25 protein-coding genes and 1 pseudogene are annotated in these 26,212 nt (G+C 47.9%); 7 read left to right on the forward strand and 19 right to left on the reverse strand.

Translation table 11 applies throughout. The features are described 5' to 3' along the window. Positions 1 to 56: 56 nt before the first annotated feature. Together BUB38_RS07915 and BUB38_RS07920 are read left to right on the forward strand one after the other, a co-directional pair. Entirely contained in the window at positions 57 to 1,172 is a 1,116-nt protein-coding gene (locus BUB38_RS07915; RefSeq protein ID WP_073159317.1) for a hypothetical protein, read from the forward strand. Positions 1,173 to 1,303: 131 nt separating this feature from the next. Then, a complete protein-coding gene (locus BUB38_RS07920; RefSeq protein ID WP_249269265.1) occupies positions 1,304 to 1,648 on the forward strand; it encodes a hypothetical protein in 345 nt (114 codons plus the stop codon). Between the two features lie 308 nt (positions 1,649 to 1,956). Here the strand turns inward: BUB38_RS07920 and tnpA are convergent. From tnpA to BUB38_RS07940, 4 genes and pseudogenes are all read right to left on the reverse strand, one after another. Then, positions 1,957 to 2,263 (reverse strand): annotated as a pseudogene (gene tnpA / locus BUB38_RS16765) (IS200/IS605 family transposase); the annotation flags it as partial. 210 nt (positions 2,264 to 2,473) lie between these two features. Further along, positions 2,474 to 2,650, reverse strand: coding sequence for a type II toxin-antitoxin system RelB/DinJ family antitoxin (locus BUB38_RS16990; protein ID WP_073159319.1), 177 nt, complete (start codon positions 2,648 to 2,650; stop codon positions 2,474 to 2,476). A 278-nt stretch (positions 2,651 to 2,928) separates the two neighbouring features. Continuing rightward, complete coding sequence (gene mdh / locus BUB38_RS07935; RefSeq protein ID WP_073159321.1) at positions 2,929 to 3,876, reverse strand: malate dehydrogenase; 948 nt, start codon at positions 3,874 to 3,876, stop codon at positions 2,929 to 2,931. 201 nt (positions 3,877 to 4,077) lie between these two features. Further along, a complete protein-coding gene (locus BUB38_RS07940; RefSeq protein WP_073159323.1) occupies positions 4,078 to 6,519 on the reverse strand; it encodes an FISUMP domain-containing protein in 2,442 nt (813 codons plus the stop codon). A gap of 104 nt (positions 6,520 to 6,623) precedes the next feature. On the opposite strand from BUB38_RS07940, the gene BUB38_RS07945 reads away from it, so the two are divergent. Both BUB38_RS07945 and yfcE read left to right on the forward strand, forming a co-directional pair. Continuing rightward, complete coding sequence (locus tag BUB38_RS07945) at positions 6,624 to 7,352, forward strand: sulfite exporter TauE/SafE family protein (protein ID WP_073159432.1); 729 nt, start codon at positions 6,624 to 6,626, stop codon at positions 7,350 to 7,352. 227 nt (positions 7,353 to 7,579) lie between these two features. Further along, the gene (gene yfcE / locus BUB38_RS07950) at positions 7,580 to 8,167 is read left to right on the forward strand and encodes a phosphodiesterase (RefSeq protein WP_073159325.1); all 588 of its coding nucleotides are present in this window, start codon (positions 7,580 to 7,582) and stop codon (positions 8,165 to 8,167) included. A 77-nt stretch (positions 8,168 to 8,244) separates the two neighbouring features. Here yfcE and BUB38_RS07955 read toward each other — a convergent pair whose 3' ends face one another. Continuing rightward, positions 8,245 to 9,195, reverse strand: a complete 951-nt coding sequence (locus tag BUB38_RS07955; protein ID WP_139258323.1) for a fibrobacter succinogenes major paralogous domain-containing protein — start codon at positions 9,193 to 9,195, stop codon at positions 8,245 to 8,247. 137 nt (positions 9,196 to 9,332) lie between these two features. Here BUB38_RS07955 and BUB38_RS07960 point away from each other — a divergent pair, with 137 nt between their 5' ends. Beyond that, positions 9,333 to 10,214, forward strand: a complete 882-nt coding sequence (locus BUB38_RS07960) for a tRNA modification radical SAM protein MnmL/YtqA (RefSeq protein ID WP_073159329.1) — start codon at positions 9,333 to 9,335, stop codon at positions 10,212 to 10,214. Positions 10,215 to 10,288: 74 nt separating this feature from the next. On the opposite strand, the gene BUB38_RS07965 is transcribed toward BUB38_RS07960, so the two are convergent. The 14 genes from BUB38_RS07965 to BUB38_RS08030 all read right to left on the reverse strand — a co-directional run bounded on the left by BUB38_RS07965 (position 10,289) and on the right by BUB38_RS08030 (position 24,278). Beyond that, on the reverse strand, positions 10,289 to 11,518 hold the full coding sequence (locus BUB38_RS07965; RefSeq protein WP_073159331.1) for a beta-ketoacyl-ACP synthase: 1,230 nt from the start codon (positions 11,516 to 11,518) through the stop codon (positions 10,289 to 10,291). Continuing rightward, complete coding sequence (fabG, locus tag BUB38_RS07970) at positions 11,515 to 12,258, reverse strand: 3-oxoacyl-ACP reductase FabG (protein WP_073159333.1); 744 nt, start codon at positions 12,256 to 12,258, stop codon at positions 11,515 to 11,517. Before fabG ends, BUB38_RS07965 begins: the two co-directional genes overlap by 4 nt. 16 nt (positions 12,259 to 12,274) lie before the next feature. Then, positions 12,275 to 12,742: a hotdog family protein gene (locus BUB38_RS07975; protein ID WP_073159335.1), complete on the reverse strand. Its 468-nt coding sequence runs from the start codon at positions 12,740 to 12,742 to the stop codon at positions 12,275 to 12,277. Positions 12,743 to 12,757: 15 nt separating this feature from the next. After that, on the reverse strand, positions 12,758 to 13,987 hold the full coding sequence (locus tag BUB38_RS07980) for a beta-ketoacyl synthase N-terminal-like domain-containing protein (RefSeq protein WP_073159337.1): 1,230 nt from the start codon (positions 13,985 to 13,987) through the stop codon (positions 12,758 to 12,760). Next, entirely contained in the window at positions 13,987 to 14,487 is a 501-nt protein-coding gene (locus tag BUB38_RS07985; RefSeq protein WP_158535419.1) for a DUF3261 domain-containing protein, read from the reverse strand. Before BUB38_RS07985 ends, BUB38_RS07980 begins: the two co-directional genes overlap by 1 nt. A gap of 134 nt (positions 14,488 to 14,621) precedes the next feature. Next, positions 14,622 to 16,943: an MMPL family transporter gene (locus BUB38_RS07990; RefSeq protein ID WP_254794910.1), complete on the reverse strand. Its 2,322-nt coding sequence runs from the start codon at positions 16,941 to 16,943 to the stop codon at positions 14,622 to 14,624. Positions 16,944 to 16,955: 12 nt separating this feature from the next. Then, complete coding sequence (locus BUB38_RS07995) at positions 16,956 to 17,648, reverse strand: LolA family protein (protein WP_073159341.1); 693 nt, start codon at positions 17,646 to 17,648, stop codon at positions 16,956 to 16,958. Then, positions 17,648 to 18,073, reverse strand: a complete 426-nt coding sequence (locus BUB38_RS08000; RefSeq protein ID WP_073159343.1) for an acyl-CoA thioesterase — start codon at positions 18,071 to 18,073, stop codon at positions 17,648 to 17,650. The genes BUB38_RS07995 and BUB38_RS08000 overlap by 1 nt, the downstream gene beginning before the upstream one ends. Before the next feature lie 15 nt (positions 18,074 to 18,088). Beyond that, a complete protein-coding gene (gene hutH, locus BUB38_RS08005; protein ID WP_083542037.1) occupies positions 18,089 to 19,615 on the reverse strand; it encodes an HAL/PAL/TAL family ammonia-lyase in 1,527 nt (508 codons plus the stop codon). A gap of 39 nt (positions 19,616 to 19,654) precedes the next feature. Continuing rightward, the gene (locus tag BUB38_RS08010; RefSeq protein WP_073159346.1) at positions 19,655 to 20,620 is read right to left on the reverse strand and encodes a lipid A biosynthesis acyltransferase; all 966 of its coding nucleotides are present in this window, start codon (positions 20,618 to 20,620) and stop codon (positions 19,655 to 19,657) included. A 19-nt stretch (positions 20,621 to 20,639) separates the two neighbouring features. Next, positions 20,640 to 21,395 (reverse strand): glycosyltransferase family 2 protein, encoded by a 756-nt coding sequence (locus BUB38_RS08015; protein WP_073159347.1) that lies wholly within the window; start codon positions 21,393 to 21,395, stop codon positions 20,640 to 20,642. Continuing rightward, a complete protein-coding gene (locus tag BUB38_RS08020) occupies positions 21,388 to 23,727 on the reverse strand; it encodes an ApeI family dehydratase (protein ID WP_073159349.1) in 2,340 nt (779 codons plus the stop codon). Before BUB38_RS08020 ends, BUB38_RS08015 begins: the two co-directional genes overlap by 8 nt. Then, positions 23,727 to 23,984, reverse strand: a complete 258-nt coding sequence (locus tag BUB38_RS08025) for an acyl carrier protein (protein WP_073159351.1) — start codon at positions 23,982 to 23,984, stop codon at positions 23,727 to 23,729. Before BUB38_RS08025 ends, BUB38_RS08020 begins: the two co-directional genes overlap by 1 nt. A gap of 18 nt (positions 23,985 to 24,002) precedes the next feature. Beyond that, the gene (locus BUB38_RS08030) at positions 24,003 to 24,278 is read right to left on the reverse strand and encodes a phosphopantetheine-binding protein (protein WP_073159353.1); all 276 of its coding nucleotides are present in this window, start codon (positions 24,276 to 24,278) and stop codon (positions 24,003 to 24,005) included. Between the two features lie 127 nt (positions 24,279 to 24,405). Here BUB38_RS08030 and BUB38_RS08035 point away from each other — a divergent pair, with 127 nt between their 5' ends. Together BUB38_RS08035 and BUB38_RS08040 are read left to right on the forward strand one after the other, a co-directional pair. Next, positions 24,406 to 25,497: a methyltransferase gene (locus tag BUB38_RS08035; RefSeq protein WP_073159355.1), complete on the forward strand. Its 1,092-nt coding sequence runs from the start codon at positions 24,406 to 24,408 to the stop codon at positions 25,495 to 25,497. A 24-nt stretch (positions 25,498 to 25,521) separates the two neighbouring features. After that, positions 25,522 to 26,211 carry a beta-ketoacyl synthase chain length factor gene (locus BUB38_RS08040; RefSeq protein ID WP_073159356.1) on the forward strand — a complete coding sequence of 230 codons (690 nt, stop codon included), beginning with the start codon at positions 25,522 to 25,524 and terminating at the stop codon, positions 26,209 to 26,211. Position 26,212: the final 1 nt, after the last annotated feature.

Consider the following 26,212-nt stretch of genomic DNA (forward strand, 5'->3'; position numbering starts at 1 on the left):
GGACGAACCATACTACCAGGGGTTATCTTTGAAACATCAGCAAAGGAAACCTAAAAATGGAAGAGAACAGCAAAAAGATTGACACCTACCTAAAAAAAATCACCGGCAAGAAGCCCGACGATTATTACACTAAGATAATTCCTCTGGAAGACCTACGCCCCGGCGACATTTTGGCATTCAGTGGCGAGGGAGAAGAATCCCTTATCACCAAGTTGATCCTCTGTTTCACCAACTCCTGGGTTTCTCACGGAGCATTATTCTATCAGCATGGGCCCGTTGAAGCCCTAACTGACGCAGGATCCACCGGAATCCAGGGTCATAAGGTAACCAGTAATCCCGAAGATCGCGTTGCTTATGTCAGTCGCCTGATCAAGACTTCTAAAATTGGCAACAAGAGCAGTTTCTATTCCGATAAGGAAATGGCCCCCGTTCTTGCAGCCGCCAAGGGATACGTGGACCAGGACCTCCCCTACCCCTACGCCGACTTGGTATTCCTGGCCCTAATCCTCCTTTACAAGGACCATTCCCAGGCAGGGATCAAGCAATCCATCATCATCGCACTTCTCAGATGCCTTGCCGCTGAATTAAAAAAACTGTTAGACGATAAATATCGACACAATTACACCATGGTCTGTTCGTCCCTGGTTTACCAGTGCTATTTGGATGCCTCAAAGAAGAATCGCAAATTTAAGCTGAAACTGACAAAGGACGCCGATTTGAGTTGCCGCACCTCCAAGAAGGGACTGCTCAACCAAAACCGCAGAAAGGCCAACACACTCCTCGACCTGTACGCAGAACATGCCGCAGAATACGATTTCAAGACAGAGGCATTCCACCAGGCCATCAACGACGCCGAACCGATTTCCAATATTGAAGACCTGGCCAAGGAAATCTTTGAAAGCGACCGCAGCAACCGCGTCATGATGCTAAAGGGAAACGCACTCAGCAGCGCCATCGAAAACTTGCTGAAAACGCTCATGGAAGTGCTGGGATTTACCTTCACCTCGATTAAGGACATGATCAAGAACGCTCGAGAGATGCAGGCCATGTTCGTAACCCCCAACGACTTATGCTTCAACATTGAAAATGTCAAAAAAATCGGCAAGGTCCACCTGAATCGTGCAGATGAAAACCTGCCCCACGAACAGTTGACCGATTTTAGCAAGATCTAGGTCCAAACCCCAATAAAGAAACTACACCTCAAAAAATATAGGGGGCGCGCAAGCATCCCCTATTCCGAAAAACACCCCATGGGAATGTCTACACATTCCTAGTTAAAAACACGCCTAAGAAGGAGAATAAAATGGCAAAAATCAAGCACATCAAGGCAATCACGCTGAAGAATTCTGGTGCATTCGTTGTTAGAATGCGAATCAACTGGAATGACCCGGAATCCGACAACAGTTCGGGAGTGTACGAACCCTCCGGCTACCACGACATTTGCGCAGCCGGGGAAAGGACAATCAACCTCTCCGAAACCGGCATCCCCGAAGGAGCCAACGTCCGTCTGCACGCAGATGTCGTCTTGGGCAAGGATAAGGAAGGTGGCGAGCAGTTCCGATACACAAGTGACGCCTCTATGATAGCCCACTACACCATTAGCGGCACAACGCTCATCAACGACTTGAAACTAGATGACGTAAAGTAAAGCCATAAAAAAGAAGGAGAAAAAGAAACTCATTCGCGAAAGCGGATGAGTTTTTCACATTCAGTCAATGTATAAACAGTGTAAGACGGCATATATACAAACACACAAAAAAGTCATTCCAACCAGATACTTTAGTCCAATTTTCACAAAAAAGGAACCCACCGGCCGGTGGTTCTTCATAGACGGACAAAGCCCTATGTTACGGCACGCGCTAACACGCGTACGCAGTCTGCCACCTGCGATGGTCCTTACCCGGCTACCCGTAAACGGGTTATTTCTTTCCGAATAGGCCTAACTGTTCTCCGTACTCGGCTTCGATATTTTTTCTGTAATTCAGGATATTTCTCATTGATCATCAAACTGCTTTTGCCCTTCAGGTATCCGACGATTGATGATGGCGAGTATTTCGGGGGAATCGAAAGCAACATGTGTACATGATCAACGCAGACTTCGGCTTCAAAAATCTCAATATTTCCATTCGCACAATCTTCTCAGAATCTTTCCTATCTCAAGTCTGCGTTCCCCGTAGAAAACCTTCCTTCTAAATTTTGGGGCAAACACAATGTGATATTTGCAATTCCACGTTGTATGTGCAGTTGTATTTCTATTATTCATATTAATCCTTTGGTTTTATTGTGATGCAGTTGGCAGACTGCACCATCAATTTAGCCAATGGATTTCTTTTTTCATGATCGCCAGAAGGCTTTACTTGAACACCCCAGCATAGCTGGGGGTTTTCATTTCATACAAAAAAAAACTACCATCAGGTAGTTTCAAAAATTCAAGCAAACATTTATCCCATAACCCCCCAAAAGTTTTAGGTGACTACCCATTAATCAATCGTGATTCACCTCCCCTTACTTCAAAAGGCAAACGATTCTCACGAATAGAAGACTTAATGAAGATTGTAATCGCTGACGTTACCGAAATTCCAACAGAATCGCAGAATTCCTGAAATTCCTTTTTTGTTTTCTCGTCCAACCTAACGCAAATTGTACTCATTATGCATTAACCCTCTCTTATAAAGAAACCAAATTCAGTGTTTTTATCATCCGAATTTCTGCGCGAAAAATAATATAATACACGAACAAAATCAACACAATTTATACATTTTTTTCAATTCAAAGTAAAACACTTTATTAAGACACTTTATATAAGGTATTACAAAAATACAACAAAAATAATACAATTGCAGACAATGTAAAAAAAGAACATATTCTACAAACTAAAAAAAGACCTGCCCTTTAAGGCAGGTCCTTTTTACACGAAGGGGCTAATAATTAAGTATTAGCGTCAACCCATTCAGCGTTCTTCTTGCAAGCTTCGATAGACTTTTCGAAGGCAGCCATTTCAGCGTCGTTCATCTTCACTTCGAAGATCTTTTCGACACCGTTTGCGCCGATCACGCAGGGAACGCCGCAGTAGAGGCCCTTGCCCTTACCAGCATATTCGCCGTCCAGCTTGACAGCGCAGGTAAGAACGCTCTTCTTGTCCAGGAGGTAAGCTTCAGCCATCTTGATAGCGGAAGTTGCCGGGCTGTAGAATGCAGAGCCGCGGACGAGGAGAGAAACGATTTCGCCACCAGCGTTAGCAGTACGAGCAGCAAGTTCGTCGAACTTTTCCTTGCTCATGAGCTGCGGCAGAGGAATGCCACCGACGGAGACGCAGTCATAGAGGCTGACCATGGTGTCACCGTGACCGCCCATAACGATTGCCTTAACGTCTTCAGCAGAAACGCCCAGTTCCATTGCAACGAAGCAAGCGAGACGAGAAGAGTCGAGAACGCCAGCCATACCGATAACCTTGGAGGAATCGAAGCCGGTCACCTTCTGCATGTTGTAGACCATTGCGTCCAGCGGGTTGGTGATAACGATAACGAATGCGTTGGGAGCGAGTTCCTTGATCTTGAGGCCCACGTCCTTGATAACGCCGCAGTTGATGCCCAGGAGGTCATCACGGCTCATGCCCGGCTTACGGGGAACGCCAGCGGTAACGATAACGACGTCTGCACCAGCGATATCGTCATAGTTGGTAGAACCGGAGAGGTTGCAGGAAGTGCCCATAACGGAGCGGCCTTCCATAATGTCGAGAGCCTTACCCTTCGGCATACCTTCAGTCATCGGAATATCGATGAGGACCACGTCACCCAGCTGCTTCTGAGCGAGGACGAGAGCCATAGTACCACCAATCTGACCAGCACCAACGAGTGCAATCTTCTTTCTTGCCATGATTTACCTTCCTTAATAAGGTGTTGAAAAATTTACGCCATAAATATAGCACATTTAGGAGAAAGGATAAAGGTTAAAGGATAAAGGTTTTGGCAAAAGAAGATAAAAAACACGTTTAGCGGAAAGCGTAAAAGGATAAAGATTAAAGAAAACTCTGTTTTATAACATTGAAAGGGGGCAAACTGCCCCTGGAGGCTCAATTTACTCATCCTTGACGCATCGAATAGAGTAGCCATACGTCTTATACTCTTCCGTATCAAGAATTACGTCCGAAGGATAAGAGAAATACATAGTCTTAGCTATAGTCGTAGAGACATCTTCATCCAGCCAGAAATACGCACGCTCGCCCTTGCCTTTAAAATCTGATGAACTGGAATAATACCCTATGGGGAAAACGCCAAAGCCCCAGCGGTCCTTGCCACTTTCGACGCCTGCATAACTTTTCCATCCATAGGATGTCTTCAGGAGAGATGGCGTTGAACCATATTCCGAGAAACCACTCACAAAACCAAGAAGGGTTTTGAACTCATCCAGACTCGGCAAATGCCAACCAGAAGGGCAAGCACCCTTATACGGGCGTTCTATTTTACAACGACTCGATGCGCAAATCGCTTCTGCAGTATCTAAAGCCTGCGCCCAGGTGTAAAGCTTTCCGTAAGAACTGTACTTGATAGAATCGTTATCGTAGAACTTTCCATCTCCGTACGCAAGGTTTTCCGCCATCCAAACCTGGTCTCCCATGGTAACGAATTTATAGGCTCTGCCATCACGCTTGTCTATAAAGCACGTATTCTTGTCGGCCCAGAAGGCCTTAGCCTCAAACCACTTGGTCGAGGAAGCCAATCGATTGGTGGAATAGGATGCAAGAAGGGTTTCCTTATCCTTCACAAAGACTTTTTTCTCGAAGTTCTCTACATTTACAACCTCGGGATCCTTCGTGAATTCAACGTAACCGATACGTTCCGTACCATCTCCACCGGGAACCGTATACATATCAACCAGTACGCCATAAAAATCAGATTCTGACGAAACCCGGATGGTCACCGCATCGTTTTCGGTAAGGCTTTCATCCACCAGTTTCAGGACAGCCTTGTCAGTAACATCCATATACAGGGAATCACCGAAAGATACCGTTGCGTAAAGAGCAAATCCAGCCTTGGCCATATCCTTTGATACAGTCCCTAACGTTGCGTCTTTATACTGGATAAGAATGGTGTCCTTTTCATCAATGGCCAGAACACCATCATTCTTGAGGCCATTCATAAGGAATTCTCCATAGAAGTAATCCTTATATCTGTAAGCAACAGCGCGGATTTCATCGCCTTTTACCTTACTGGAGATCGTCACCTCTACGGAGTCCTTACCGCAACCTTCGTCATAGACATAGAAATGTCCCTTGGAAGCCTGGTTATATCGATCCGCATCAAACTCCACTCGGCTATCGGCATTTTTCTTCCAGTAGACAGTTACGTTTTCAAATGTCTTTTTTTCATCTTTAAAGGTATATCGCACATCAACTGTCAAAATTTTCGCAGGATCAGAATAGAAGTAGTTATCGTGATTCTTACCTTCATTCACAATAAAGAAACTTCCTTTATAAAGGCCACCTGCACCAGCAAGCTTGAGATGGGCGTCATAGGTACCGAAGCCGCCCTCATTTTCTGTATAATGACATTCATAGCCGTCGTTATAGCACAAAATCATAGATACCTGAATGGTATCCCCTTCGGCATTCTTATCGTTAACGGTAACAACCACTTCGGCACTGTCCCCGTAATACCAAGGTTTATCCAGGGAGATGAAGTCCCGTTCACTCTTGGATGCTAGGATAAAGGCTACATTGCGTTTAATGACTCTTTCTGGATTTTCATCCTTGTAGCTGATAACCACGTTATCCCCATCCTGCACCTTGATCGTCCTGGATCCAGAACTCTTCTGAGCGAAGAACAGCATGGCATAGTAGAAACCGTCCCTAAGTTCTGCAGTCAGCACAATTCCCTTGGAATCAGAGGTACTGGTCACAGTAACTTCAACAGTATCCTTTTTAGTCAGGATATCGTTATCGCTAATACGAATTAACAAGGAATCGGAATAACTCCATACGGTATCGCCAATTTCCACATGTTCTGCCTTATTAAAATCAATACTTGCAGTGGTACCACCATTGTTACCGGTCTGACCATCGGTTCCATTCCAAATCGTTCCTATAAAATCTTTGCCACAGTAAATATCGATTCCCTTTTCGTCCTCACGATATTCACCAGAACAGCTTAGACCATCCACACCATCCTTGCCGTCTTCGCCGTCGGTTCCATTGATGCCGTCCTTGCCATCGGTTCCATTGACACCGTCCTTGCCATCGGTTCCATTGACACCATCTTTACCGTCGGTGCCATTGACACCGTCCTTACCGTCACTTGACTCGTATACGGGAATCTTGCTCACACCATAGGTTTTCCAGTCCCCTTCCAGGCAAAGCAACAATTCGCCCGTACTTGTCACATAGGACATTTCCCCTTCCATGGATTTCTTGCAGGAATCAAGGTCTGATTTTGCAGAAACAACCTTCAATCCTTGACGATTTGGAGAATCGCCCTTCTCCGCGGAGGATCCGTTATCATCCCCGCAGGCCCAAAAACACATAACTGCAACTAGCAGCAAAAATGAATATAAAATTTTTTGCATTTTCATATTTCCCTCTTATTCTATGCAAAATTATAGTAAGATTTTTAAATTTGAGATTGATAATGGAAATACATTACATTCTCATACTGGTAGGCATTAGCTGCATGGGTAGCTTCATCCAGCGGGTCAGCGGTTTCGGGTTCGGCATTTTCGTGATGACAATCCTCCCCCACCTACTGCCCAGTTATGGAGAAGCTACAGCCCTATCGGGTATGTTGGCAGGTTCCATGTCCATCGTCGTGGCCCTGCGAATGAGAAAGTTCATCGTCTGGAAAGAAGTTTTGCCCATCCTGGCCATTTTTGCCGTAGTCAGCTTTTTTGCTGTAGGGGCCGTGGCAAACTTCGATGACAAGATGCTGAAACATGTGCTGGGGGTAATTCTAATTGCGATCAGCATCTACTTCTTCTTTATCAGCGAAAAAATCAAGCTGAAGCCCACCATTTTCGTCCAGGCAGTCCTAGGGATTATTTCTGGAGTCATGGGAGGCCTGTTCGCCATGCAGGGGCCGCCAGCAGTGCTCTACTTTTTGGCATCTTGCGAGACCAAGGAAAAGTACATCGCCCACAGTCAGGTGTATTTCGCCCTAGGGAACCTAATGATGACGTTCTTTAGAGCGACAAACGGATTCGTAACACCTGCAGTAGGAGCCGCCTACGTTTACGGTTTGGCCTCCGTGATTCTTGGAGCTTTTATTGGCGGCAAGGTTTTCAAGAAAATTCCCCACAAGGTGCTAAAGAAAATCGTGTATGCGTATATGGCCGTGAGCGGAATCGTGGCACTAAACGGATGAGAGAGCTGGTAGTAGGTAGTAGACGGGAGGTATGAGGGCGGAGCCTGCGGCTCCTTTCAGGTAACTAATCGCGCCGATTGCACCTGGCTTATTAATTCATATCTACGTCACTAGATTCTTCGACTTCGTCGCTTCGCGACTTCGCTCAGGATGACACGCAGCCCCCCCCCCCACTCTTCACTATTCACTCTTCACTATTCACTGTTAATTATTTACTTTTGCTTCGTATGCGTGCTTTAATTCTTTCTGATATTCATGGTTCTGCAATCGCAGCACGACGGGCATTGTCCTTCTTCGAAAAGTTCGGCTGCGACAAGATTTTCTTGCTGGGAGACACTCTTTATCACGGGCCACGTAACCCGCTGCCCGAAGGACACGGTCCCATGGGAGTTGTGGATGCGTTGCGACCTTATGCGGATAAGATTGTAGCCGCCCGCGGCAACTGCGATGCCGACGTTGACTTGATGATGCTGGACTTCATCAAGATCGAAGATGAATATGCCGTAGTTGAAGATGGACCCGTGCGCTTGTTCCTAAGCCATGGCCATATTTTTATGCCGGAATGTTTCCCGTCTAACGCACTTTCTCAGCTGGACCCCACCCTTAAAGAAGACCGCCCCATTGACGCCTATCTTTATGGCCATACACACATTTACCAGCTGCAAAGGAACTTCAAGGGCGTGCTCATGGTAAATCCCGGATCAACCAGTCTGCCCAAGGGCGGCAACCCACCCACCTTCGGTTTCTACGACAACGGCAAGTTCAGCATCCACCATCTTGAAACCGGCGAAGAATTAGCTTCCGTCACCTTGTAACGCAGGCTTCACTTGCAGTTCACAAAGACCTTTTGATTCAGGTATTGGAACAACGTCTTTTCTAGGCTATCCAGGGCTTAGTCCTTGATGCAACGGACGGACATGGCGGAGGTTTTCAGACCAACGTAAGATCCGATGAAGTCCTGGTTGCCGTAGTAGAGGTTCCAGTAAGATGCCCTGTTTTCACCGATGATTTCGTGTGAGGTCCAGAAATTGGCTTCATCGCCAACGGACACGTAGAGTCCACGAGTGTCGCGATAGCCGGCAGGTTTTGCACCAAAGCCATAACGGTTTGTACCCACAGGGACCTCACCCATATCATCGTCATTCCAGCCGACAATAGTCTTGAGGCTCGTTCCAACACCTTCTTGACCGGCATTCTTCTTGAGCACATAATCATGAAGAATGGTAAAATCCCTCATCGTGGGAAGATGCCACCCTTCGGGGCAAGAATTGGCGGAACTCCACTGATAAAGTCTACCGTAAAGAGTGCAGTTTTCTTCCTGATCGTTGGGACACCAGCTGCCTTCTGTTTCGTAAGCAAGATTACGACGGAACCAGGTCTGACGGCCAATGACAACAATATCGTAGCGCTTACCGTCGCGAAGATCGCAGAATTCGTTCTCACCCACGTCGCTGCAAAGAGCCACCATGGCGGAATCCGGTTCGGTAGGCACAGGCAAAAGGGCCAGGGAATCGACGGCACTGTTATTAGATTTTTTCTGAGACGTAATAAGGGTAATCTTCTTTTTGGAAATAGGCTTCGCCTCGACCTTTGGCGGTGGCACGGGAGCCACGGTATCAACCGCAGGAACCGTATCGACAGGTGTTTCGACAGAATCAACTACTGTATCGGCGGGAGCAGGAACAGTATCAACGGGAACAATAACGACAGTATCCTTGGGGGGCGGTACAGGGTTCGAACGGAGTATGACGGACTCGTCTTTCTTGCATCCAAAAAGGACACTTGCAAGAAATAATGCAAGAATGCACAAAAAAGCCGATGTAAATAGACGAAATAGCTTCAATATTTCCTCGTTTCATCCCATACCACAAGGAAATATAAATACAATTTAACGAAATACGTCATGTCTAACCTTAATTATTACGTCAAAGAGCATTATCTGTTGCGACATTTGCATCATTTTTAAGCTATTATTCAAGTATGAACTACACGCCTTACCGTGACTTGTTAGCAAAATTGTTCCCGAACTACCTAAAAGTGAGGAAACTTCCTCTTAACGGAGGCATGAACTGTCCTAATTTGGACGGTACCAAGGGTTTTTCGGGCTGTTCTTACTGCAACAATCGCAGTTTCAGCCCTGTTTTTGACCAAGCCAAGGTCAGCATCCAGGAACAACTGGAAAAATTCGTGCCGAAACTGAGGGACAAGTACCCCAACGCCGGTATTTTGGCTTATCTGCAGCCTTATACAAATACCCACGCACCCCTGGAACACTTAAAGGGGATTATCGGCCCCATCATCAAGCATCCGGAAATTGCCGGTCTCGCCATCGGAACCCGCCCCGATTGCCTGGAACAGGACAAGGTGGACTACCTGGCGTCTCTAAACAAGAAGAAGCCCATAATCGTGGAAATCGGACTGCAGACAGCCAGCGACTTGACATTGGCTGGCATTAACCGTAGACATACTCTGGCGGAATTCGAAGACGCAGTCACCCGTTGCCAGGCAGCAGGTCTCTGCGTGACGACCCATGTCATCGTAGGCCTCCCCGGCGAAACCATGGACGACTTCAAGCGCACGGCCCAAGTGGTTCGCGACCTGCATCTGGCCGCCGTGAAAATTCACCCCCTGCATATCGTGGTGGGAACAGCCATGGCCGAGGATTACGCCAACGGACAGATTACCCTCCTGACATTCGAGGAATACTGCGACGCCGTTGCAGAAATGATCAAGATTATCGGAACCGAAACAGCCATCGAACGTTTTAGCGGTGAAAGCCCCAGCGAACTGCTGATCGCCCCCAACTGGTGTGGCGAAAGGGACAAGATTATCGCGCTGGTAAATAAAAAACTGGAAGGCTAAAAGACGTTTTATCCCATATGAAGAAAGGCTGCTGTTCAAAAAGAACCGCAGCCTTTTTAAGGTCCATTTCTTAATTAGACTTTCTTGAAAATCAGCGAAGTATTAATACCGCCGAAAGCGAAGTTGTTGGACATAAAGTATTCCACATCCATTTCGCGACCAGAACCGGTAATGTAATCCAGGGGAGCGCATTCCGGATCCACGTTCTTCAAGTTAAGATTGGGGCTGAACCAGCCACGATTCATCATGTTGATGCCAAGCCAGGCTTCAATGCCGCCACAGGCACCGAGGGAGTGACCGATGTAGCTCTTGAGACTGGATAGAGGAACGGCCCGATTCCTGAAGGCACCGTAAGTGGCCCAGCTTTCGGCAATATCTCCATGATGGGTAGCAGTGCCATGACCGTTCACGTAGCCAATGGCTTCGGGAGCAACACCGGAATCCAGAAGGGCAAGTTCCAGGGCGTGCTGCATGGTTTCCTTCTTGGGCTGGGTAATGTGGTCGCCATCGGTATTGTGACCGAAGCCCACCAGTTCTGCATAGATGTGCGCGCCACGGGCCTTGGCGTGTTCATATTCTTCAAGCACCAAGGTACCGGCACCTTCGCCAATGACCAGACCGTCACGATCCTTGTCATAGGCGGCAGGAGTCAGTTCCGGAGTATCGTTCTTGACGCTAGTTGCGAACAAGGTATCAAAGACTGCAGATTCTGTAGGATCCAGTTCGTCGGCACCGCCAGCCACCATCACATCCTGCATGCCATACTTAATGGCTTCGTAAGCGTAACCGATAGAAAGGCTTCCGCTGGTGCATGCGGTATTGGTGGTAATCAGACGTCCAGTCATGCCAAAGAACACGCTGATATTCACGGCGCAAGTCTGGGGCATAGAGCGGATATAAGTGGTAGCTGTAATCTTGGAGCAATCGTAGGGAGGATTCAACATGGAGAAGAAATCCATCAGAGGATTGACGCTACCCATAGAAGAACCGTAAGCCACACCCACTCGGCCAGACTTTAAAAGTTCGGTATCGCCAGTGAGGCCAGCCACCTGCATTGCCTTGTCGGCAGAGGCCAAAGCCAGGAGTCCCACGCGACCGGCACCACGGATTTTCTTGCGGGGGTATTCCGGCAAGTCATAAAGAATGGGTGCAGCCAGACGAGTGTTCATCTGGGTATACTTATCCCAATCTTCCATACGGACAATGCGATTCTTCAAAGACTTTAGGCTAGTGAAAATTTCATCCAGTTCCATGCCGAGGGAAGAAATGCAGGAACCACCGGTAACGACAACTCTACGACTCATGCCAAACCTCCATTTACAGAAATTACCTGGCGGGTAATATAGGCTGCTCCATCAGAAAGCAAGAACACAACCGTGGCGGCCACTTCTTCAGGTTTGCCCACACGTTTCATGGGAACTGCCGGCAAGATCATATCCAGAGGGGCATCCTTGATCATTTCTGTTTCAATGATGCCAGGAGCGACGCTATTCACCGTGATGTTACGGCTAGCCAGTTCGGTGGCCAAAGCCTTTGTGGCTCCGATAAGGCCAGCCTTTGATGCGCTGTAGTTTACCTGGCCACGATTACCGATAACGCCAGACACAGAAGAAATGGTCACAATACGTCCACGACGCTTGCGGCACATGGGCATTACAATGGGGAACATCACATTATAAAAACCGTTCAGGTTGGTATCGATCACCTTGTCCCAGAACTCGCCGGTCATGGCAGGGAAAGGCATATCGGCACAGACACCGGCATTGGTCACGACGCCATAATAAACGCCATTTTCGGCAATGTCCTTTTCGATTACTTCCTTGCACTGCTCGCGATTGCTGATATCAAATTGCAGAGTACGAACACAACCGCCATTGGCGCGAATCTTTTCGGCCAAGGCATCAACGGGAGCCGCATTTCGATTGTAATGAGCCACCACGGTGTATCCGGCATTGGCCAAGGCTTCGACAATGGCAAGTCCAATTCCGCCACTGGCTCCAGTAACCAATACACTCTTAGCATTTTCAGTCTTATTATTATCCATTTTACCCTCTACACACTCACAAACCCAAGGACGCCTTGGGATCAGGAACCTCTACGGTATTCAACGTTGCAGCAACGACCTGCTTTCCGTCTACCGAAGCGGATCCATCAAATGTTACCGCCATATCCATGCGGATGGTCTGGCGAACTTTTACCACGACAGTATCCCCCGTCTTAAACACAGGAATATCAGTCTTGAAACTAGACACGCTCATAATAAAACCGACCTTCGGTTTTTCGCCTTTGGAACGTCCATAAATTCCCGACAGAGCGGAAATACTCTGCGCCATATATTCAAAGGCAATCCAGGCGGGCACACCGCCTAGATTTTCATCATAGAACATGCAGTCCTTGCGAATATCAATTTCCGTGGATATGGAAATCTCTTCTAGGCTATAGCTCTGGACTCGGTCCAGCAGAAGCATTTTACCCTTGTGGGGCACAAGTTCACTGACGGAGTCTCTTGTCTTGAATTCTTCAATCATCAGTATTCCTACATCTTAGCCGTTTTCTACAATAAGCGAAACGTTACATCCGCCAAAGGCAAAGGAGTTGCTCATACAATACTTCAACCCGTTGGCAATTTCGCCAGGAGCCACGAGATGTACCGCAGGGAATGCCGGATCCACCACCCCATCATTCAGATGAGCAGGCAACACTCCCCCATTTTTTAGGGACATACAACAGAACGCAATCTCTAGAGCACCGGCAGCCCCCAGAGAATGACCGGTCAAGGCCTTTGTGGAACTTACCGGGACAGACGCCCCATTTTCTTCGGAGCCGAACACCTTGGCAATGGCCTTGCTTTCCATGGAATCGTTCAACCTGGTTCCAGTACCATGCAGATTCACATAGCCAATCTGATCCGCTGAAATTCCGGCATCTTCAAGAGCGGCATGCATCGCCAGAACAGCACCCATTCCATCGGTCCGGGGTGCCGTAATATGGTCGGCATCGGCACTTTCACCACAACCAATCACCTTCAAGGTCGGCTCTGCACACAGTTCCGGGCAAGGCTCCCTGGTCACCACAAAGAAGGCTGCCGCATCGCCCAGGGTCAGACCTGAACGATTTGCACTAAAAGGATTGGTAGGCTGATCGCTCATCGCTTCTAACGATGCAAACCCGAGAATGACCGGTAACGAGGAAATATCCACCCCGCCCACAATCGCCACGTCACAATGACCGGCATAGAGACTATTTCGGGCAGAAATGAAAGCGCTGGCACTAGATGCACAAGCTGTGGAATGAACAAGAATCGTGCCCTTGATTCCATAACGTTCCGCAATAAACCTTGCAGGGAAATCAGCACGCTGCATATCCAGGACATAACCTTCTGGATACTTGCCCGTTTCTTTAAAACAACGCAATGCCGAAAGGGATGCCTCAGATCCATTATCGCAGGAACCGATAAAAATACCTACGCGGTCTGCACCAAACTTTTCAACGGCTTTCCTGATTGTATCATCCAGTCCGTCGCCATTTATACCAGACAAAGCCGCCTGAGCCAAACGGTTCACGCGATTATCGAACCACTTGTCAGCTACAGGAGGCAAGGTATTCGGATCAATCGATGCAGCCGGCCGCATAACGCCTGCCACATCGTACATGGTAAATTCACCGCGTTCCGCATTATTCAATTTTTCAAGAACTTCATGGTGATTGGCCATGTTACCACCGCCAAGAATGCAGTGGAAGGCAAAGTCATTAATGTATAAAGGACGCTTCATCAGTTTTCGCTAAGGGTAATATGGTAACGGTATTTTCGCAGCTCGTTCACAAGTTCAATTTCGGAACCAGACTTTTTGACAAGAAGGATTGTATTCCCGTCTTCAAGAAGGGTCCGTTCAAAGTCAGCCCCCTCCACCTTCTCACGGAATTCAAAACCAGCCTTTTCAAAATTATTCTTGAGAGCGTCAAAAGGATAAAAACAAACCTGGAAATCCGCCAGCACGTATTCAGCCTTCATCTTTTCGCCATCGATGAAGGAACTGGACAGGGATACAGAATCCTTGGTATAGGTCAATTCTGCAATGGTCGTACCAAAACCGCCAAACAGGTGAATCGAAAGAATGGAATCATTGGCACGAACCCAGGTGTCACCCGAAAAAGAGCTGGTATCGCCATCGGGTTTTGCAAAATGTCCCTCTAGACGCTGAGCCATGTCTATGGAACCAGACATGGCCTGTGTAGGCAGCAATTGTACGGAACGTCCATCGGAATAAAACACCGGGGCTGTTGAATCCGGTTTTACTACAGCCTTATGGCATGCCCCAAAAAACAGGCAACATAGACATGCTGCGGCAATAAAAAAAGCTCTCGGGGTAAGGAATTCCATCGAGAGCAAAGCTAGAAAATTTAAATTCACTCCCCGCTAAAGGGAGACAAAATAAAGCAACAAATAATGCCTAGAAGGGTCGCTAGGCCAAAGGTGGCGACCGGCACAAAACTACTAAAGGCTAGACTGCCAAAAGAAATCAGCGTGGTACAAGCCGAAAGCATAACCGCCAACGTGGTAACCAGATTCCTACGCCCCCCCTCCTTGAAGAATAGGGCATAATCGATACCGATACCAAGGGTAAGAATCACCCCTACAATGGCAAAGAAATTGAAATCGATTCCTGCATACCCAAAAACAGCAGCCAAAAAGAGGCACGCCAGAACAGGTGCGCGAATTATGCGGACTGCCTGACGAATTCTGTATACAAGAACAAGAACCAGGAATACAATTACATAGGCAACAGCTACCAGCAACAGAGACGCATGGGATAGTTTTGTCAGGGTTGCGTTAATATTCGCCATCTTGTTCACGGCATAAACTTTAGGTAGGTCTTGAGTCAGTGCAGCTGCATCAAATTTTAAAGATACGTGCAAAGGTAAAACCGCACTGTAGAATTTCCCGTTCACCTCGCCAATCCACAACATATTCAGAAGGCTCTTGATAGAAGAGGGGAAACGACTTTCGGGAGTTAAGTAAGCGGGTTCCGTAGCAAGGCTCGCCTTAAAGGCTGAATCGCTGACGATTCCCAGTTCGGACACAAATGACTGCACTGATGGAGCAAGCTGTTGAACAGCAGTCCAAGTTTTCTTCTGCGTTTTTACCGAAGGCAAGAAGCTGCTTGTGGCCAGAAAACCGGATAACAGGGAATCCGTTTGGGCGGACGCCAATTGCAGAGCAAGCGATTCCTCTCGCTGGAGAACCTCTTCAGGAGAATCGCCTTCTACAATGAAATAGTTGGCTGAAATTCCAAGGTTGTTAAGACGGGCGTTTAAAATTTCTGCGGCCTTCAGTTCATCGCTCATGCTATAGAGAGATCGCATATCCGTATGAACATTCAGCAGGTAAAGTCCCGGAAGCAACGCCACAACAAATACGCCTCCTAAAATTTGACGAAGATTGCGACCCGCAGGAAAACGTTCGTATACCTTCAGCACCTTTTGTGGAACGAGGGCTGGCAAACCTCCCTGGCGGCGAGGCTGCGAAATAACCGGGAACAACAAGGTAATTGTCGCAAAGGAACTTGCCAGCCCGATAAGCGAAAACACAGCCATCTGGCGCAACAAAGGGAATGCAGCAAATGTGAGGGCAATGTAGCTGAGTTCCGTGGTCATAAATCCCAACAGCAGTCCCTTGAAGATATGCCTGCGAACGTCCTTCACCCCATTCTTCCAGCTGGTAAAGAAATGAATGGCATAATCAATGCTCACGCCAATGACGCTGGTGCCGAAAACAAAAGTGAAAATATGAATCGATCCGAAAATAGCCCAGGTTCCAGCCAAAGCCGTAGCGGCGGCCACGGTAATAGACAAAACAGTAGCCACAAGGGGGAACACGGTTTTAAAGGCTAGCAGAAGAAGCAAAATGATCAAGGCCATGGAAATTCCAGAAATCCAGGCAATTTCGGACTGGGCGTTGCCAGAACTTTCATAACTATGGAAAGGTACGCCAGACTTGGCTACCTTCAGCCCAGGGTAAACCTGCTGCAGGGAATCCAAGGCTTTGTCCAATCGAGAGAGAACATGTCCCTTTGAAGCCATGGACGGTGTTTTTTCTGATAGGACGGCACTCCACATGACGTAATTAACAGGACTTTCCAATAAACCGTTTGCGGAATCCGTTGCGGTAAGCACCCCTTCCTTCAAGGTAAACTTGCCGCCCATCAATGGCGAATTCAGGGTGAAATATTCAAAGCTCTGTTCCCCAAGTAAAAGCGGATCCTGTTCAAGACGATTCAAGTCGGCCAGGGAGAATGCACCATAAACTTTCTGAAGAGCTTCGTTCTTCAAGGTTTCTACATCCCCGGACTTCAACATTTCACGTACAGGAGATCCCTGCAACACATAGCGATTTTCAAATAGAAAATCTCTGTTTTCCTGCATGGCATTTTCATCTACATGCAGACGGATTTCATCAAAAGATTCATCTTTTTCAAAGGACGCGAACAGCGCTTCAGCGGAAGCCTTGGCAATAGAAAAATTCTCGTGCCCCACCAGTACCGAAATATTCCGTATACTGCGAGCGCTCAAGACTTTTTCGGCTGCACTTACATGATGCAATTCATCGGAATCCGGCAACACCGAATAAAGATCGGACTCCACATTCCAGGGAACAGAAATACCGATAATCAAAAGAAGGGCGTGAAGCACAACCCAAATTGAGACACCGATTTTCTTATTCAAACCCATAGAATCACCAAGTTACGGATTATCTCTAAGAGTTTTATAGATCCTAACCGGAACGTTTTCTTCTGCAGAAATTAGCGAATCCATCTGGGATTCACTCATCTGCTTCTGGTCAGAAAGTTCATACACAACAGGGTTGCCTTCCCCGTCGGAAATGCTCATCTTGTCAAGACTTGAGGAGCCTTCAAGAACAATGCTCTCGATAACCTTACGAACAGCTGGTTCGCGAGGCACGAGGCCAATCACCACGTTCTTTCCTGCTTTCTCAAAATACACCGAGAAATTTTTCTCTAGCTCCTGACAGTTGCCAGAAAAGACCGCTTGTATCGTCCTAGAAAATTCGGCAAAGACCGGATTTTCCTGGGAAGAAATTTTCTTGATAGGGCCCTTTCCCGCCTGCTGGAAAATTCCGCTCTGAGTCACCATCATCAAGGAGGCAAAAGGTTTCAGGGTGTTCCACGAAATTCCATACTTGCTGGAAATCATGAAGTTCCCCGTAGAAACGAAATCGCGGTTCAGCTTCTTGATAGACTTCGTCTGTTTGAAATTTCCATAGACAATTCCATGGGAAGTCATCTGTTCAAGGGCCGCAGTTAATTGCTTGCGGGATCCGTCATTTACAGGATGATCAAAGACTGCGCCCAAAGCAAAAGTCGCGGAAACCATCAAACAAAAAACGGAATAGGCAAACTTGTCCAGGAATTTCATCAGTCTTCCTTATCCAATGCAGTTCTCACCCGATCAACGAAGCAGGCCGGGCAAGTCCAGAGGGATTCCTTCGTATTCATATCCACGGCCATCTGGGTACTTTCAGCCTTTGTCAGCACGGCACCCGTTTCGGCATCCATAAACTTGTAAGCCAGCTTCATACAGACTTCGTATTCAGTCAAGGTTACTTCGCAACGGATTCTCTGCATAAATACCATAGGGCGAATGTACTTCACATGCAGATCCACCACAGGCCAAAGGTAACCGCTGCGGGTCATATCCCTGTAATCATAACCGATTTTACGAAGCAAGGCACAACGGGCCACTTCCATGAACTTCACATAGTTCCCATGCCAAGCCACCTGCATAGAATCCACATCGTAAAATTCAACATTAAATTCGACGGTTTCTTTAATTTTCTTCATTTTAACCTGTCTAATTTAAACTGCGTAGAATTTCTGACGGATCAGTTCCAAGGTGTTGCGGAGATCACCTTCCAGCTGGCGATCACATTCCAGGGGAGCAAACTTAGAGAAGACCTGATCGTAGGTGTTCTGAAGATTGATCATGCGGTCTGCGGAAATTTCGCCACGTTCAAACCGAATGCGCACGGCCTGGGCAGAGGCCAACAGTACAGCAGCAGCCACCTGTTCAGAAAGTTCCAGAATGCGGATACAGTCACGGGACGCAATTGTACCCATGCTGACCTTGTCCTGGTTATGACATTCCGTGGAACGACTGAATACGCTCATGGGCATGGTCAAGTGCAAGGCTTCTGCGGTCCATGAAGACACGCCAATCTGTACAGCCTTGAAACCGTGATTGATATCGTAATCCCCCTTGGAGCCAGCCAGGTTAGGCGGCAAGTTGCGGTTGAACTTGATATCCACAATCATGGCCAGCTGACGGTCCAGAAGGTCGGCAATATTAGCCACCATGTTCTTCAGGGTATCCATGGCCAGGCAGATGTGACCACCGTAGAAATGGCCCCCGTGGAAAATATTGCGGGTGAAGGGATCCACAATGGGATTGTCGTTGGCGCTATTCAGTTCAATTTCAATAAGCTGGCGGAGCAGCGGTTCGGAATCGTAGACAAGACCGATAATGTGCGGAGCGCAACGCAAGGAATAGGGATCCTGGATTTTTTCGGGAACCACATTCTTGGCAACTTCCAGGTTCAAGCCGTCGCGCATCTTCTTGGCAGCCTTCATAAGTCCAGGATGAGGCTTTACCTCAAAAAGACGTTCATAATAGTGGTAGGCGTTGCCCTTCATGGCCACGGTAATCATGGCAGTAATGCGGCAGGCCAAATCGGAAAGGTACATGGCGCGGGAGAAAGCCATGCAGGCCACAGCATTCATAGCTGCAGTACCGTTCATGATGGCAATCGCTTCCTTAGGACGGAACTTGTGAGGAGTAATACCCAGTTCCTTCATCACATCCAGGGACTCGCGGACTTCACCCTTGTACAGAACCTTGCGTTCACCGATAACTGCGCCAGCCAAATAGGAAAGGGGCGTCAAGTCACCGCTGGCACCCACAGAACCTTCCTGAGGAATCAGGGGAAGGATGTCATTCTGCAGGAACGTCATCATAATCTTCAGAAGAGCATAGCTAACACCGGAGCAGCCCTGGGCCAACGTGTTCATACGAACTGCCATGATGGCGCGGGTCGTTTCAGGATCGAAATAGTTACCCATGCCACAGCCATGGAAACGGGTCAGGTTTATGGGCAACTGGTAGTAATGTTCCGGCGGGAGCGTCTGGGTGCAGGAATCTCCATAACCAGTCGTTACGCCATAGATGCCACCATGTTCAGCCAGAGCCTTATCCAGGAATTCTGCGCCGGCATCAATCATTCTCTGGAAGGCTTCGGAACTATCCAGTTCAACATTGACCTGCTTTTTGGCAATGGCCACCACATCTTCGACGGTCAGTTTTCTGCTACCAACAACTACAGTTTCCATAATCATTCCTCAATCATCAAAAATTTTTCTGTCTGCGGATCAATCTTCCCAGAAGTTGTAAAAGTTATACCACTGGTATGGATGTTTCAAACAGAGTTTTTCCAAAATCGATGTGTATTCCCGCAGCAACAACTTCAGACGTTCAGGGCGTTCCTTACGGGAACATTCCAATGAAGTCTTGGCTCGAATCACATGCATCTCATAAGTGGATTTAATATCGAAATCCTTCTTGCGGATTGCGAACATAAAATAAATCGGGGCGTTCAGAATTCCTGCCAGAGAGAAGGAGCCTTCCGGGAAGTTCGCCTTTTCGCCAAGAAATTCCGTTTCCAGTTTGCGGTCGCGGGAATTGGCAGAGGTTCGGTCCCCGGCAATCACCACCAGATTACCGGCAGCAATCTGATCCTTCATCCAGACGGCGGTATCGACGCCGATATTATTGGCATCAACCACATGATCCATAAGATCGGGATTTAACTCTCGAAGAAGTGCGTTAAACTTTGAGGTACCCGAGAAATCAACGACAGGGAAAACTTCAAAATCCTTCTGGGTATGATATTCATCGTAACCCGTAAGCGAACGGAGCATTTCCATATTGCCTAGATGAGAGCAAAGGAGGAATGCCCCTTCCCCACGATTCAGCTGATCCACCAAGGCATTCAAATCATCGTCTTGTGTTTCGATGTTGTTCAGTTTGATGGCCCCTTTCCAGCCAAGTAGCTTTTCCATCATGGAAAGGGCGAAGGACAAAATGTGTTTATAGGGCCCAAGAAAATCAGGACGTCTTTTTTGAACGCGAGCCAAATGTTCCAGATAAATCCGTGAGCGGGCTCGTACCGGCTTGGCCCCAATCCAAAAGAAAAAACAAATAATCGCCGTGCAGACTTCTACGAGGAACAAAGGCAAATGGCACACAATCCAAAGCATAAAGCGGAAGTGCCAGAGGCTACCTCCAACTTCTTTCACTTCGGACCAATGCTCCGATCTTACCTTTTCGTTTTCCATAAAATGCCTTTGAAAAAATCTACTTCTTCTTAAAAAGTCTGCGAGCAAGAATCATGGGACTGCGAAGGAACATGCCGCAGCACAGCTTAGTGTGCGTTGCAGATATGGCGACATTGTCGTGAAAAACACGGAAGTTGGAAACACCGTCTTCGGGATAGCTAACCTTGATGGGATAGAAGCGCATCTTAAGGCCCTTCCAGGAAAGTTTCACTAGAATCTCAATATCGAAGCCCATTCGGTAATTGCGAATTTTCTTTGCTACGGGCCAGACACTAGCCAGCGGATAAACTCTGAAACCGCACATGGAATCAGGAATTTCCCTGGACATGGTTTCAATGGACACCCAGAAGTTGGTAATCTTGCGCCCCTGCTCACGAGCCTTGGGAACGGTTTCGTCATACTGGGGGAAGCCGCCAATCAGATCGTCAGGATGCTTTTGCGCGGCCTTCACAAAGAAGGGAATCTTGCCCATGTCATGCTGACCATCCGCATCCACCTGCAACGCGTGGGTAAAGCCAGCCTTTACAGCCGCTTCAAGGCCAGAACAGACAGCCTTGCCCTTGCCACCATTTACGGCGTGGGTCACAAGAATGGTATTGGGAACTTCACTAGCAATCTGTTCCAGAATCTGATGCCCTTCGGGCGCATTACCATCGTCCACAAGAACAACCGGTATGCCATAAGAAGCCAGCACATCCACCACATGACGGGACGCCGCCTCATGACGGTATACAGGAACGACCGCACAAATCTTAATATCAGTCAAACTAGCCATTCAAGCCACCTACATTCATAGTGAAGGAGCCATTTGACAAGGTCTTTTCGCCCAATTCATCGGTATAGTTAAAGGAAACCTTTCCTGCTTCCTCATCATAGGAAATTTTCACATTCACCGGCGTATCCGGGAAAATGGGATTTGCAAATTTCGTTCGATGAATCTTTGAAAGTTCCTTGGGAACATCCAGGAAATTACGGGCCAACTTAAGAACCATGTCAACCTGCACCACGGCGGGAAGCAACTTGAACTCCGGGAAATGTCCGTCGTAATAATCACTTGTCGCAGGGAAAATCAGCTTGGCGGTCAGCACGCCAGTCTCCCGACGGAATTTCAAAATTCTGAAATTGGGACTTTCAGCTAAACCAAAGAGCGCTTGCACATCACGCATGCGGATCTTGCCTTCGGTATTCTGAGGCAATTCTTCTAGATAGCGCCACTTCTTGGGAGACACCGTATTTTCGATGAACTTGACCAGGTAATCGTGGAAGAAATTATTCATCTGAAGTTTGGTGGAGCCCGCAAACTTTTCACGGCCTTCGGCATTCAGCACAATGGCTGCAGCCAAGTACTGACGCTTGCCCACCATGGGAACCACACGCACATCCTGCACCAGCCCCGTCTGCTTCAAGCGGTTTTCGACTTCGGGCAGGGAGATTCGCTTTTCTTCAATCTTTACGATAGAATCGGAACGTCCCTTCAAGAGGAATCGACCGTCATCGTAAATATCTACCAGATCGCCTGTGGTAAAACCATCCGGTTCCAGGATGTAGCTGGACTTGATGTTCAGACAATCATTTTCGCCCAGACTCATCTTGCAGACTTCAAAGGGTGTCCACACAGGGCCATTCTTAGACTGTCGATAGGCAATGCCACCTGTTTCTGTACTGCCATAGATTTCCATGGTCCAGTAGCCAGTCAGTTCGCAAGCCCTTTCGGCAACTTCCTTAGGCAAGGGACCACCGGAAGAATAAATGATGGGAGCGCACTTAAAATCGAAAGGCTTGTCGCTATCGGCGGCCAGGCGTTTCAAGTATGCAGGGCTTGATGCAATGACAGCCTTTTCATTTACGAGGCCGGCAAGTTCCTGAGGGAAGTCGATTCGGCGTCTACGGAAAGGCAGTCCTGTGGCGATAGGCAAAAGTACCGAGAACAGCAAACCATAAATATGATGATGGTTGACCGTACTATAGACCTTGTGGTCTACCCAGTCATTACCAAAGACCTTCACCAGTTCAAACAGTTCGTTCTCAAATTGCAGGAACAGCTTGAATACGGCCTTAGGTTCGCCAGTGGTGCCTGAAGTGTACATGACCATTTCGGCCTTGGACTTATCAAACTTCCCAAATTTCAGGTTTGCGGTATCGGAAGTTTCGCCCTTCAGGATATCCTGAATCAGGGAAGCCCCATCGGCCGCCGTACCAAACGGTTCGTCGGTAATAAACCCATATTCAGGCTTCTTGATTTCCTTGATGAAGGCATCCTGGCGATTGGCAGTCACGAGAGCCTTACGGCCACTCTGCAACATGGCAAGCAGGGCCACCACAAAGAAATAGGAGTCTTCGCAATGCAAAATCCAGGGGCAATTATCCCGGGATTCCAAGAAGGAACGAACCTTGGAAACGTCACTTGTAAAGTCAGACCATGTCTTTACGCTTTCACCATCAAAACTGACAACAGCCCCTTCGGGGCGGGAATTCAATTCCAAGTCGCAAACAGGAACATAGGATTGCAATTTACTCTGCATAATCTTTCGGATCAAAAATTCAACGGCAAAAAATACACCGATTAAAATGTAGGAAAAAAGCCCGTTGTACAAGGACCACAAACGGTCAGAACCAACGAACACGGTGGTTGCAGACACACAGGCGTTCGCCACAAAGAAGATGCACCAGGCAAAAGTCACCCTGTCGCAGTACCGTTCCACATAATTCCTGCTTGGCGAAGTCTTGATAGTCTTATCGCCCAGGTTGGCCATGCGGAATACGAAACTAGGCTTTTTCCATAGGGTAAAGCCAAAAAAGGCGAGCAAGCTCAAGTTCACCAACACGGGGTAGAACTTCAGGAACAAAATGTTGTCTGCAAAAAAGGAGACTACCCCACAGACTAGGATCAGCACAACGAGAACCGCTGCCTTTATGGAATTCGCGCGGCCGAGTTCCCCTGCCCCACGGTTGCGGGTAAAATTGAGGAACTGATAAAAGGCAAGCGCCAAGAGCAAAATGCTCAAGCGCCTAGGAGAAAGTCCCCAGAACTCCATCCCGCAAAAGACGAGTACTGGGTACAGAACAGAGATTGCGGTAAAGAAGACCTTTCCCGCTATAGATTTCATTATTTGGATTCCGCAGTCTGGATCAGGTTGTAGATGGCATCCACCACATCCTGAAGGGTACGCACGGTCTTGAACACTTCGGGATCGATATTGCGAGGAAGGAAGGACTTCAACTTCACAATCAGGTCCACAGCATCGATGCTGTCCAGTTCCAGGTCTTCGTAAAGACGAGCCTCGGGCGTAAGCTTGGCCTCATCCATTTCGAATTCTTCGATGAGGGCGGTCTTGATCTTATCAAAAATTTCCTGTTTTTCCATTTGTGTACCTTTAAGCCCTTATGCGTCAGTGTGCTTGGAAATGTATGCGGCAAGAGCATCCACAGAGGCGAAATGCTTCTTGGTTTCTTCGTTAGCCACAGTGAAGGTCACGCCAAAATTTTCCTTGATGGCAATACCCAATTCCAGAGCGTCGATGGAATCAAGACCGAGACCTTCACCCTTTTCGTTTTTACCAAAAATGGGAGCCGCATCAACAATGTCGGCCGGAGTGATATCTTCCAGTTCCAGTGATTCGATCAGCACTTCCTTAATGCGGGTGTTCAGATCAGACATGAGACCTCCAAATGTTTATATACATGACAACCGAGTCAAGAGTTACAAAAATACGATCAGGCAATATAGAAAAAATTATATTTGAAACTGCTTTACACCCCTCTAAAAAGGTTTCGGAGAGTGGAACATGTTTGACTTTTATATTAACGACAATATTGACGCTGTAAACGCCAAGTTCGAAGCTCAGAAGATTGCATTTGCCCCCCTTAGTTTCCAGGCCGCCCGCGCCCTGCGCAACCTGGGAATCCTGGATGAAATTAGCAACGCCCGCAAAAAGGGAATCAAGATTTCCGAACTATCCCAGAAGTTGAACATTTCTCTCTATGGAATCGGCGTACTGGTAGAAATGGGACTTGGCATGGGAGCTATCAAGGTCCACAAGGATTCTGATGACGATGACCTGCGCCTTACCCTAGGCAAGATCGGCTTTTTCCTCATGAAAGATGAAATGACCCAGGTAAACATGGACTTTTCCCAGGACATCTGCTACCGCGGTGCCGAAAATCTGGAAGAATCCATCCTGAAAGGCAAGCCCGCAGGACTCCCCCACCTGGGACCGTGGAAAACTGTTTACGAAGGTCTTTCCCAGCTGACCGAACAAGAAAAGAAGAGCTGGTTCGGCTTTGACCATTTCTACTCTGATTTGGCCTTCCCCGAAGCCCTGCCCATCGTTTTCGAGAAACCCGTTGGACGTCTCTTTGACATCGGAGGCAATACTGCCAAGTGGGCCATTTCCTGCTGCAAATACAACGCAGACGTAAAAGTTTCCATTATCGATCTTCCGGGCCAGACCGCCGTTGCCGAAAAGAATGCTGCCGCAGCGGGTTTTGCCGAACGCATCAATACGCTCCCCTGCAATGTGCTGGACGAAACCACCGCTTTCCCCACCGGAGCCAATGCGGTATGGATGAGCCAATTCCTGGACTGTTTCTCTCTGGAAGAAATCACCAAGATTTTGACAAAGATCCGTAAGGCTGCAGCCCCCGATACAGACGTCTACGTTCTGGAACCCCTTTGGGACAAGCAGCGATTCGAAGCAGCAGCATATTCCCTTCAGGCGACATCACTGTACTTCACCTGCATCGCCAACGGCAACAGCAAAATGTACCGTTACGAAGAACTGAAAAAGGCAATCGAAGTAGCAGGTTTCGAGCTGAAGGAAGCTCACCACAATGTGGGCCCCAATGCTTATTCCCTTCTTCGTTTCCGTATCAAGTAAGACGCTCTTTTTGTAAGGAATCTTATGACAAAGAACGTTTATATCCAGCGACTGGCAAGTTTCATTCCCAACGACGCCCAACCCAAGCCTGACGTATCTTTCGTCCCGATGCTTACCCGCCGTCGCCTGACCTATGTTTCCCGCATGGTCGTTCTCGTAAGCGATATGGTATCCAAGGATAGCGAAGGCAACAAGTTGCCTCCTTGCAAGGTGACGTTCGCCTCTCAGTTTGGCGAAATCACCCAGCAGCTCAAAATATCCCAGGCGCTAATTGATACGGGCGCGGTATCTCCGGCCCATTTTAGCCTTTCGGTATTTAACGCCTCTGTCGCAAACGCAACCATTCTCGAAAACAACACCGCAGGCTACTCAGCCGTCTTCTCGGGAAAGAGCGCCTTTACGACTGGCCTCACCGACTGTATCGCCGCCTTGCAAAATTGCGACGACGCTACGGAACGAACCTTCATCTTTGCAGACGAACTAATTCCCGAAACTTACGCACCCGTGGCAGGAGTCCCCTACCCCAATGCCGTTTGCGGTCTCGCCCTCCGACTCACCACCGACGAGGCTAAGGCCGACAAGGCCTACAAGGGAATCAACCTGAATTCTCAGTTGGAGTACCTCAAGATGCTTCAGGGGAATTTTGACACCGCGGCAGAACAGGCCATCGCTTTCCTGAGCGCCCTAGAAATGCAGAAGCAACCCGTATTCTAGA

Source organism: Fibrobacter sp. UWH5 (assembly GCF_900142505.1).
Lineage (GTDB): Bacteria > Fibrobacterota > Fibrobacteria > Fibrobacterales > Fibrobacteraceae > Fibrobacter.